The organism is Corallococcus sp. AB045 (genome assembly GCF_003668895.1).
In the GTDB taxonomy this organism is placed as follows: Bacteria; Myxococcota; Myxococcia; order Myxococcales; family Myxococcaceae; genus Corallococcus; species Corallococcus coralloides.
Window position 1 is genome coordinate 1 of record NZ_RAWN01000277.1, and the last position, 9,632, is coordinate 9,632.

A 9,632-nucleotide genomic window follows, 5' to 3' on the forward strand; every position below is an offset into this window, starting at 1 on the left:
GGCCTCGAAGGCTTCCGCGACGCGCGCCCACTCCGGCTTCTCCACCTGCTTCGCCATGCCCGGAAGCGTCCGCCGCACGCCGCTACCCCGGCAATCCCTCACGGCACGTCGTTGGCCGGACGGTTACCGGTGGAGAACCTCTTCGACCGCCAGTACCTCGCGGGCCGCGCGGGCGTGGACACCCTGGCCCCGCCCTTCCAGGCACGCGTGGGCCTGCGCCTGCGCGACGTGTTCAGCGAATCGAGCGCACGGGCGGCACCGGGCGCACCGGGCCGTTGAACCAGCGGCTCAGCTCCGTCGTGTCCTCCATCCGCTTCGCGGGCGGCAGGCTGGAGAGGAACACGCGGCCATAGCCCTTGGTCACGATGCGGCGGTCCAGCATCGCCACGATGCCCCGGTCCGCCTGCGTGCGGATGAGCCGCCCGAAGCCCTGGCGCAGCGCCAGCGCCGCCTGCGGCAACTGGTACTGGTCGAACGGCTCTTCACCGCGCGCTTGAATCTGACGGATGCGCGCGGCCACCAGCGGGTCTCCAGGAGACGCGAACGGAAGCCGGTCGATGATGACCAGGCTCAGCGCGTCCCCGGGCACGTCCACGCCTTCCCAGAAGCTGTGCGCGGCGAAGAGCACGCTGGGCGTCTGGCGGAAGGCATCCAGGAGCTGTTGCTTGGGCCGCTCTCCCTGGAGCAGCGCCTGGTAGGGCAGCCGCGTCGCCGTCAGCTCGTACGCGCGCACCATGTTGCGCAGGGACGTGAAGAGCACGAACGCGCGCCCGCCCGTCACTTCACACAGCTGGATGATCTCCTCCGCCGCCGCCTCGATGAAGCCCGGGGCGCTGGGGTCCGGCAGGTGCGTGGGCAGGTACAGCGCGGACTGGCGGGGGAAGTCGAACGGGCTGGGCACCGCCAGCGTGCGCACGCGCGTCACGGGCTGGCCCTCGTCGTCGTACATGCCCATGCGCTTGGCGAAGAAGTCGAAGCGGCTGTCCGCCGCGAGCGTCGCGGAGGTGAACACCACCGTGTCCAGCGCGCCGTAGAGCCGGTCGCGCAGCTCCTTCGCCACGTCGATGGGGCTCGCGCGCAGGAACAGCCCCTTGCCGCGCGCCTCCGCCCAGTACACGTGGTCCGCGGACTCGGACTTCTCCAGGAAGCTGAGCTGCTCCGCCATCTCCTCCGCGCGGCGGTGGATGGCGGCCAGCTCCGGCTCGCGCTCGCTGCCCGCGAAGGACGCCAGCGCGGCCAGGCCTTCCCGCACCTGCTCCAGCGCGCCGGACAGCTTGCCCATCGTCTCCGGGCGCAAGGCCACGGTGGACTCCTGGCTGGACATCCCCAGCGCGCGCGGCGCCTGGAGGAACAGCGCGTCCGCGTGCGAGCGCACCCGCTGGGCCAGCGCGGAGAGCGTCGCGTGCCGCTCATCCTTCGCCTGCAGGGCCGCCACCGCGTCGCGCGACAGCTCCTCCAACCGGTAGTTGGACACGCTGCACCCGAAGTGGCCGCTGGCCGCGTCCTCCAGCGCGTGCGCCTCGTCGAAGACGACCGCGTCGTAGAAGGGCAGCACCCCTTCCGTGCGCTTGCCGGAGCTGCGCAGCGACAGGTCCGCGAAGAACAGGTGGTGGTTCACCACCAGCAGGTCCGCGGCCTCCGCGCGCTTGCGCATCCGCGTGACGAAGCACGTCTCGTACATCGAGCAGCGCGAGCCCAGGCACGTCTCCGACGTGGTGGACAGCCGCGACCACGCGGCGAAGGACTCCGGCAAATCCAGCTCCGCCCGGTCCCCCGTCTCCGTCTGCGTCACCCACTTCTTGAGCAGCGGCCACTGCTTCGCCTCTTCGCGCGAGACGAACTGCGGGTCCTTTTCGAAGGACTCGTAGCGGTGCAGGCACAGGTAGTTACCGCGCCCCTTGAGGTACGCCGCCTCGAAGCGCAGCCCCAGCTTCTCGCTGAGCAGCGGCAGGTCCTTGAAGAACACCTGGTCCTGCAGCGTCTTCGTGGCCGTGGACACCACCACCTTGCGCCCCGACAGGAGCGCGGGCACCAGGTACGCCAGCGTCTTGCCCGTGCCGGTGCCGGCCTCCGCCAGCAGGTAGCTGCCTTCGGAGAAGGCCCGCTCCACCGCGCGCGCCATCTGGAGCTGCTCCGGGCGGTGCTCGTACGCGGGCAACGCCTCTTCCAGCGCGCCACCAGGCCCCAGCAGACTGTCGACAGAGAGAGGACGGGGCGCGGGCGCGGACATGCGGCGGTTCGGGGGCAGGAGGACTGAAAAGGCGGCCCCGCAGGATAACAGCGCCCGGCGCCCCCCGCGCGTTCCCTGACGCGACCGTGAGGCCCCGTCCCCCGCCTGCCCGGGAAGCGGGCCGTCCAGCGCTCTGGCTCTGCCCGCCGCCTAGAAGGACCCGCGCATCATCTGGAAGAGCACCAGCAGCATCACCAGGGACACCACCAGCACGACCCCCATCACCGCGGTCTTCACCTTGCGCCCCAGCGCCGGTGACGGTCCGTCGGAGGCGAGCGTCGTCGCCATCGTCACCCGGCGCACCACTTCATCCCGCCCTCGCAGCGCCTGGGCATCGTTCGGCGCCCGGGCGAGCCGCATGCGGTACAGCCGGCCCACCATGGCCATCTCGCCCCGCATCATCGCCTGGGACAGCAGGCGGTCGTGCGCGTCCCAGTCGTGCCAGGCCCCCAGCAGCTCGCGCCACTCCTGGGCCAGGGCTTCGGAGGGCTGGTGCTCATCCGGAATGAAGTTGGCGTAGACCAGTCCGCACGCCGAACAGGACCCGGCGTCATCGCGAATGGGCGCCACGCACTTGGGGCAGTGGCCCGGCGGCGCCTGGAAGGGGTCTCCGTCCAGCGCGGAAGGGACCACCAACGGCGCCTCGGAACGCACCACGCGCAGCGCGGTGACGCTGGGCCGCAGGGGGACCACGGGGGGCTCCAGGTCCAGGACGGGCTCCGGCGTGGGCACCGCCACCGCGGCGGTGTCGCCTCCACGCGCGCCCGGCTCCTCCGTGCGCCCGGGCACCGGCTTCGGGGAGGCCGGCTTGGAGAGAGAGGGCGCCGCCCGCGTCCACGCGCCACACGCCGGGCACGCCACGGCCAGCGCGTGGTCCTCCAGGAGGTAGGTCTCCACCTTGACCAGCCGGTCGCAGCTTTCGCACTGGTACTTCATGACCACACCTCGCGCAGGGGGACGGGCATCGCGCACCCTACCAGCGCCAACAGGCACAGCGCGCAGATGACCTTGCGCGAGGCGCTCAGGGGCTCCTCCGGCCGCAACACCTCCGGGTGGCCGAAGCCCACCACCTTGCTCGCCACCACCAGCCACAGGCCCCACGACGCGGTGACGAACACGGTGAGGAAGAGCAGCACCACCGCCACGCCATGGCCCACCAGCCGGGCCTTGGGCCCCAGCACCGCGAACGTCAGGTGCCCGCCGTCCAGTTGCCCCACCGGCAGCAGGTTGAGCAGCGTCACCAGCAGGCCGAACCACGCCGCCATCACCACCGGGTGCACCACCACGTCCTTGCCCTCCGGCAGGGGGCCCAGCGCCAGCCACGTCAGCGCCTTCATGAGGAGGTTGTCGCCAAAGTGCGTCTGGTGGCTCGTGTAGACGGGCTCCATCGCGGGCGGCGCCTGCGTCACCTTCTCCATCACCCAGCGCAGCAGCTCCTGCCCCAGCACCCACAGCGACGACTCGCCGGGGAACGCGGACGGCACCGGCGGCGAGTCCACCACCGTGGAGTGCAACAGCCCCCAGTAGAGCAGGGGCAGCGCCACCACCAGGCCCGCCAGCGGCCCCGCGGCCCCAATGTCCACCAGCGCGTTGCGCGTGGGGATGCGCCCGCGCAGCCGGATGACCGCGCCCAGCGTGCCCAGGCTCCCCGGCACCGGCAGCGGGATGAAGTACGGCAGCGACGTGTCCACCCGGTGCCACCGCGCGAGCACGTAGTGCCCCATCTCGTGCGAGCCCAGGATGGCGAGCAGTGACCCGCTGAAGAACAGCGCCTGCGTCCGGTCCTCCTCGAGCAGCCCACCCCCGCTGAACGGGAACGAGCGGCCAAAGAGCAGCAGGTACGCGAGGAACGTCGTCCCCAGCGTCACCCCGAAGAGCAGCAGGTGCAGCCAGACGCGGGCCGGGGTGGGACGTGGAACGGAAGCCGGGTGCATGCGCGAAGATGCCTCACGTCCGCGAGAGCGGCGACCGCTCCCGCGCCGCCCGGCGGATGAAGTGTCCAACAGAACTCGGAATAACCCGCCCCGGGTCCTTGACTTGAAAAAGCCTTCTGCTACGAACCGCGCCGTTTGAGGTTTTACCGAACGTCGGAGCGCTCATTCGGGCCGCTCCGTCACCATCCAAGCCACTGTCAGTTGGGGAGATAACCATGAAGAAGTTCATCCTGTCCGCCGTCGCCGCCGCCTCCCTCGTGGGCTGCACCAGCGTCGAGTCCGCCGTCGTCTCCGGTTCCGAGATCGCCGCCAACGGCGAGGCCGTGGCCGTCATCCAGGGCAGCTCGCTGGGCCTGACCGCGATCTTCCACATCATCGACATCGTCCAGAGCGACCTGGACACGGTGGTCAACCGCCTCCTCATCACCGAGGCGAAGGCCATGGGCGCCTCCAAGGTGGACCTGAAGTCGGCGAGCACCACGCCGCGTCACGGCATCTTCGCCCTGTTCGGCACCATCATCGGCATCACCAGCTCCTCCGCGACCGGCGTGGCGGTGAAGTAGTCCGAAGCTGCCTCCTCACCGAGGCAGTCCGAAGGCCCCCTGGAGACAGCGGGGCCTTTTCCATTTCCAGCCCCCGGGAAGCTCCCCATGCGCGCCCTCCTCCTCGTGCCCCTCGTGTGCCTCCTCGCGTGCCGTTCGTCCTCGTCCGGAGGCGCGAACGACGCGGAGCTGATGGCCCAGGTGCGCGAGAAGCTGGCCGCGCGCGACGCGAAGCTGACGGCCTACCAGTTGGAGGGCACCCAGACGGAAGGGGACACCGCCTCCGCGGGCTTCACCTTCGCGTACCGCGCGCCCCAGAAGATGCGCGGCACCGTGTCCGCGCCCCAGGCCCGGCAGGTGTGGTGGGACGGCAAGCACCTGTACGAGCAGGTGGAGGCGACGAAGCAGTTCACCACCTTCACGTCCCAGGTCTCCGCGGAGAAGCTGTCCGCGTTCCTCACCGAAATCTTCACCCCCTTCGTGCCGGACGGCTTCCGCGCGCCGCTGCTCCTGCGCAGCACGAAGGCGAAGCGCGTCACCGGCCTGGGCCTGCCCCAGGCGAAGGAGGCCGTGGAGCTGACCATGGCGCTGGAGGGAGAAGCGGGCGGCGGCGTGGAGGTGACGTACGTGCTGCGCTGGCCCTCGCTGGACTTCCTGGCCAAGAAGACGCGCGCGCCGGACGGCACCCGGGCGGAGGTGCGGATGGAGGAGGAGCACTGCGACGCGTCCCTGGGCCTGTGCGTGCCCCAGAAGCTCACACGCTGGGTGGGGGACACGAAGCAGGGGGAGACGGTGCTGTCGAAGGTGGACCTGAAGACGCCGCTGCCCAACGACGCCTTCACCCCCGCCGCTCCGGAGGGATACAGCGTACAGACCCGGACACTCGTGGACAGTGAAGCGCAGGAGAGTGGACCGAAGTCACCCACGGGCGGTTGACCGGCACGTCACCCATCGCCACCTTGGCGGCGGAGGTTTGCCGCGCATGGTCGAGAACGTCATCTTCGACGTGGATGGGACGCTGGTGGATTCCGTGGACGAGCACGCCGAGGCCTGGCGCCGGTCGTTCATCGAGTTCGGGCGTGACATCCCGTTTGCCCACGTGCGCAGCCAGATTGGCAAGGGCGCGGACCAGCTGTTGCCCGTCTTCTTCAACGACGAGGAGCTGGAGCGCTTCGGCAAGGACCTGGAGGAGGACCGCTCCGCGCGCTTCAAGCGCGAGTTCCTGCCCAAGGTGCGCCCCTTCCCGCGCGTGAAGGAGCTGTTCCAGCTGCTGCGCAAGCGCGGCCGCAAGATTGCCCTGGCCTCCAGCGCCAAGGACGACGAGCTCAAGCGCTACGTGGAGCTGTGCGGCATCGACGGCCTGTTCGAAGCGAAGACGGCCAAGGACGAGGTCGACAAGAGCAAGCCGCACCCGGACATCTTCGAGGCGGCGCTCGTGAAGCTGGGCAAGCCGGACCCCGCCACGGCGGTGGTGGTGGGTGACACACCCTACGACGCGCTGGCCGCGGGCAAGCTGCACCTGGCGTCCGTGGGCGTGCTGTGCGGCGGCTTCCGCGCGGAGGACCTGCGCACGGCCGGCTGCCGCACGCTGGTGAAGGACCCCGCGGAGCTGCTGCGCCGCCTGGAAGCAGACCCCGAAATCTGGCCCTGGGACGCGGCGTCGCGGGACACCTCCAAGGACGAGGAGTCGCGCTGAAGCCCGTGACGGGGTGAAGGCGTCCCCGGCGGCCATGAACGCGTGGCCACCGGTGGAGCCCTTCGCCAAAGCCCATCCGGCGTTACTTGCGCGAACCGCCCCGCTTCGCGCGTGAACGGGACGCGGTGCTCTTGCGAGCCGTCCCGCGGCGCACGGTGCTCTTGCGGGCCGTGGAGCGCTTGCCGGCGGTGCCGGTGCGCGAGGTGGCCTTGCGGCCGGTGGGGGTGCGCCGGGCCCGGGTGGGCGCGGCCTTCTTGCGGCTGGAAGGGGTGCTCTTCTTCGCGGTGGCGGCGCGGCGCTTGCCGCCCACGCGTCCTGCCTTGCGCGCGTTCTTGCGGGCCGCGGGGCGCCGGCGGGCCGCCTTCGCCTTGCTGCCGGAGCCACCCTTCATCCCGCCACCGGTGAGCTTGTTCACGGTGGCATACGCGCGGGCCGCCGCGGTCTTCTCGCCGACGCCCTTGTCCTCGTAGCCCTTCTCGATGTGCTCGGCCATGCGCTTCTGCTTCGCCGAGTACTTGTCCTTGCTTCCTCGTGCCATTCAAAACCCTCCTGGAGAACGTCCCGGCGCGGGTCCGTGGCACGGAGTCCGCGTCGCCTGGAAGGTGAACACGCCTGGCCAGGGAGGGAACCCGCCGGCACCCTACCCCTGTCCACCCGTGGAAGCTCTCCACGCGCAGTCGGCGGGGAATGGACAGTGCTCCTGCCCTTTTCTCCCGGGTCCCGCTGGTGCTGGCGCACGGTCGTGCGCAGCTTGGAGGCGCTGCATTCAAAGCCGAGGTTTCCCCTGGAACCCGCACTCAACGCGCCTCCGCGCCTTCGTCACGTGGACGAAGGGCCCGCGGTCCTGGTGGTGAATACGCGCTCGCGCTCGGGGCTCGACGCCTTCGAGCACGCCCGTGAGCTGCTGGCCGCCCATGGCATCCCGATCATCGCCGCGCACGCGCTGACGCGGCCCAAGCGCCTGCGCAAGGTGGTGGAGGAGGCCATCGCCCAGGGGGCCCGCCGCGTCCTCGTGGGAGGAGGCGACGGCACCATCAGCTGCGCGGCGCAGGCCCTGATGGGGCGCGACGTGACGCTGGGCGTGGTGCCGCTGGGCACCGGCAACGACTTCGCCCGGTCGCTGGGCATCCCGGACACGCTGGAGGCCGCGTGTGACGTCATCGCCGGTGGCTATACGGCGCGCGTGGACGTGGGGCTCGTCAACGGGCGGCCCTTCCTCAACGCCGCCAGCCTGGGGCTCACCACCGCCATCGCGAAGCGGCTCACGCAGGAGCTGAAGCAGCGCGCCGGCAAGCTGGCCTATCCCATGGCCGCCGCCGCGGAGATGCGCACGCTGCAGCCCTTCCACGTCCGGCTCCAGACGGGCTCCCGGACGCTGGAGGTGGACGCGCTCCAGCTGGTGGTGGGCAACGGCCGCTACCACGGCGCGGGCAACATGGTGGCGCCGGACGCGACGCTGGACGACCGCCACTTCCACGTCTACGCCATCACCGCGCCCTCCATGGCGGATGGCGGGGAGCGCACGGGGCTGGGCCACCTGCAGGACGTGGCCACGCTGGCGCGCGTGGCGCTGGGCATGCGGAGCGGCGGGCACCTGGAGCACGAGTCCGTCGTGCACCTGCACGCCTCCCGGCTCGTCGTGGAGACGGACCCGCCCATGGAGGTGAACGCGGACGGGGAGAACGTGGGCATGACGCCCATGCGCTTCGAGGTGGCCCCCGCGGCGCTGCGCGTCTACGCGCCCGCGCCGCAGTAGGGCCGCTACACCTTCTCCAGCACGCTGGAGAGCACCTGGGCGGTGAAGTTCACCAGGGGAATCACGCGCCGGTAGTCCATGCGCGTGGGCCCGATGACGCCGACAGTGCCCAGCACCGCCTCCGCCGTGCCGTACGGGCTGGCGATGACGGTGACGTCGCCGGCGGCGGAGAACTCGCTCTCCGCGCCGATGAAGACGTGCATCTCCTTGGTGCGCTGCACGCGGTCCAAGAGGTGCAGCAGCTTGTGCTTCTCATCCAGGGCGCGGAACAGCGCGCGGATGCGCTCCACGTCCGCGAACTCCGGCTGCTCCAGGAAGGAGCCGGTGCCTTCGATGAGCACGCGCTCGGGCGTCTGCAGGTCGGTGGCGGCGGCGCCCAGCTTGAGGGCCTTGGCGGTGAGCGCGTTGTAGAGGGCCTGCTCCTGGTCCATCTCCGCGCGGATGCGCTCGCGCGCCTCTTCCAGGGGCACCTGGTGCAGCAGCTCGGAGAGGTAGTTGCTGGCCTTGATGAGCTCGTCGGACGTCACCGGGAAGTCCACGGTGAGGGCCTTGTTGTGCACCTGGCCGTTCTGGCCCACCAGGATGGCGAGCACGCGGTTCTCGCGCAGGCGCAGGAACTCGATGCGCTGGAACACGGCGGCGTCGGGGCGGGGCGTGAGGACGACGCCCGCGTGGCGCGTGAGCGAGTGCAGCACGCGGCTGGCCTCCGACAGCACCTCGTCCAGGCTGGACTCGTGGACGAGGCCGGCGTGGATGAGCTCGCGGTCGCGGGGGGCGGGGTCGCGCAGCTTCACCAGGGTGTCCACGTAGAAGCGGTAGCCCCGGTCGGTGGGCACGCGGCCGGCGGAAGTGTGGGGCTTCTCCAGGAAGCCCAGGGCCTCCAGGTCGGCGAGCACGTTGCGCATGGTCGCGGAGGACACGTCGAACTCTCCGCGGCGCGTCAGTTGCTGACTGCCGACCGGACCGCCCGTGGTGATGTACTCCTGCACCACGGCTCGGAGGACTTCCTTCTCGCGCTCACCCAATTCGTCGGGCATTCCCGCTCACGCTCCACAGGCCGTCGGCCCGACCTCCGGGTCTCCATGCCTCCTGTAGAATTCTAAAAGGGACGCCCGGGGCATTCAATTGGGAGGGGCCATCCAGAGGGCAGGCAGGCGGGGCGCTGGTCCGCCGGCCTGCGTGGCACGGGTACGGCAAAGCGCACATCGCACGGGAGGGAGGTGGGGGATAGAAGGCCGCCGCCGTGACGACCGCGACCGCGACCCCCTCCGTAGCCGAGCCCGCGCCCCACCGGGGCCGCCTGATGTTCAGCCTTTTCGCGCTCTACGTCATCTGGGGGTCGACCTACCTGGCGATGCGGTTCGCGCTGACGGGCTTTCCGCCGTTCCGGATGGCGGGGATGCGCTTCCTGCTGGCGGGCGGGGTGTTGTTCGCGGGGTTGCTGTTGAAGGGGCAGCCGGGGCCGGACCTGCGG

11 protein-coding genes are annotated in these 9,632 nt (G+C 70.8%); 6 read left to right on the forward strand and 5 right to left on the reverse strand.

The genetic code is table 11. The annotated features are described in order from the left end of the window. The first annotated feature begins 129 nt into the window (after window positions 1-129). A complete protein-coding gene (locus D7Y21_RS42445; protein WP_233612448.1) occupies window positions 130-279 on the forward strand; it encodes a hypothetical protein in 150 nt (49 codons plus the stop codon). On the opposite strand, the gene D7Y21_RS37745 is transcribed toward D7Y21_RS42445, so the two are convergent. The 3 genes from D7Y21_RS37745 to D7Y21_RS37755 form a co-directional block, all read right to left on the reverse strand. Then, window positions 233-2,230 carry an ATP-dependent DNA helicase gene (locus D7Y21_RS37745; protein ID WP_120561092.1) on the reverse strand — a complete coding sequence of 666 codons (1,998 nt, stop codon included), beginning with the start codon at window positions 2,228-2,230 and terminating at the stop codon, window positions 233-235. The two genes, D7Y21_RS42445 and D7Y21_RS37745, sit on opposite strands and share 47 nt — an antisense overlap. Before the next feature lie 150 nt (window positions 2,231-2,380). Next, the gene (locus tag D7Y21_RS37750) at window positions 2,381-3,166 is read right to left on the reverse strand and encodes a hypothetical protein (RefSeq protein WP_120561091.1); all 786 of its coding nucleotides are present in this window, start codon (window positions 3,164-3,166) and stop codon (window positions 2,381-2,383) included. After that, window positions 3,163-4,164 (reverse strand): site-2 protease family protein, encoded by a 1,002-nt coding sequence (locus D7Y21_RS37755; protein WP_121718284.1) that lies wholly within the window; start codon window positions 4,162-4,164, stop codon window positions 3,163-3,165. The genes D7Y21_RS37750 and D7Y21_RS37755 overlap by 4 nt, the downstream gene beginning before the upstream one ends. 215 nt (window positions 4,165-4,379) lie before the next feature. On the opposite strand from D7Y21_RS37755, the gene D7Y21_RS37760 reads away from it, so the two are divergent. The 3 genes from D7Y21_RS37760 to D7Y21_RS37770 all read left to right on the forward strand — a co-directional run bounded on the left by D7Y21_RS37760 (window position 4,380) and on the right by D7Y21_RS37770 (window position 6,402). Continuing rightward, window positions 4,380-4,727 (forward strand): hypothetical protein, encoded by a 348-nt coding sequence (locus D7Y21_RS37760; RefSeq protein WP_120561089.1) that lies wholly within the window; start codon window positions 4,380-4,382, stop codon window positions 4,725-4,727. Window positions 4,728-4,814: 87 nt separating this feature from the next. Beyond that, complete coding sequence (locus tag D7Y21_RS37765) at window positions 4,815-5,642, forward strand: hypothetical protein (RefSeq protein ID WP_121718285.1); 828 nt, start codon at window positions 4,815-4,817, stop codon at window positions 5,640-5,642. A 46-nt stretch (window positions 5,643-5,688) separates the two neighbouring features. After that, entirely contained in the window at window positions 5,689-6,402 is a 714-nt protein-coding gene (locus D7Y21_RS37770; protein ID WP_120561087.1) for an HAD family hydrolase, read from the forward strand. A gap of 82 nt (window positions 6,403-6,484) precedes the next feature. Here D7Y21_RS37770 and D7Y21_RS37775 read toward each other — a convergent pair whose 3' ends face one another. Next, window positions 6,485-6,940: a transcriptional regulator gene (locus tag D7Y21_RS37775; protein WP_121718286.1), complete on the reverse strand. Its 456-nt coding sequence runs from the start codon at window positions 6,938-6,940 to the stop codon at window positions 6,485-6,487. A gap of 309 nt (window positions 6,941-7,249) precedes the next feature. Here D7Y21_RS37775 and D7Y21_RS37780 point away from each other — a divergent pair, with 309 nt between their 5' ends. Continuing rightward, complete coding sequence (locus D7Y21_RS37780; RefSeq protein ID WP_304984664.1) at window positions 7,250-8,158, forward strand: lipid kinase; 909 nt, start codon at window positions 7,250-7,252, stop codon at window positions 8,156-8,158. 5 nt (window positions 8,159-8,163) lie between these two features. On the opposite strand, the gene hrcA is transcribed toward D7Y21_RS37780, so the two are convergent. Beyond that, window positions 8,164-9,195, reverse strand: coding sequence for a heat-inducible transcriptional repressor HrcA (hrcA, locus tag D7Y21_RS37785; protein WP_120561084.1), 1,032 nt, complete (start codon window positions 9,193-9,195; stop codon window positions 8,164-8,166). Between the two features lie 206 nt (window positions 9,196-9,401). On the opposite strand from hrcA, the gene D7Y21_RS37790 reads away from it, so the two are divergent. Continuing rightward, window positions 9,402-9,632: EamA family transporter (locus D7Y21_RS37790; protein ID WP_147469487.1), on the forward strand; the 231-nt coding region annotated here is incomplete at its 3' end.

What these genes read in the sequence shown, in the direction of transcription:
- D7Y21_RS37745 (WP_120561092.1), bottom strand. Translation starts at nt 2,230, where the DNA reads ATGTCCGCGCCCGCGCCCCGTCCTCTCTCTGTCGACAGTCTGCTGGGG.
- D7Y21_RS37750 (WP_120561091.1), bottom strand. Translation starts at nt 3,166, where the DNA reads ATGAAGTACCAGTGCGAAAGCTGCGACCGGCTGGTCAAGGTGGAGACC.
- D7Y21_RS37755 (WP_121718284.1), bottom strand. Translation starts at nt 4,164, where the DNA reads ATGCACCCGGCTTCCGTTCCACGTCCCACCCCGGCCCGCGTCTGGCTG.
- D7Y21_RS37760 (WP_120561089.1), top strand. Translation starts at nt 4,380, where the DNA reads ATGAAGAAGTTCATCCTGTCCGCCGTCGCCGCCGCCTCCCTCGTGGGC.
- D7Y21_RS37765 (WP_121718285.1), top strand. Translation starts at nt 4,815, where the DNA reads ATGCGCGCCCTCCTCCTCGTGCCCCTCGTGTGCCTCCTCGCGTGCCGT.
- D7Y21_RS37770 (WP_120561087.1), top strand. Translation starts at nt 5,689, where the DNA reads ATGGTCGAGAACGTCATCTTCGACGTGGATGGGACGCTGGTGGATTCC.
- D7Y21_RS37775 (WP_121718286.1), bottom strand. Translation starts at nt 6,940, where the DNA reads ATGGCACGAGGAAGCAAGGACAAGTACTCGGCGAAGCAGAAGCGCATG.
- hrcA (WP_120561084.1), bottom strand. Translation starts at nt 9,195, where the DNA reads ATGCCCGACGAATTGGGTGAGCGCGAGAAGGAAGTCCTCCGAGCCGTG.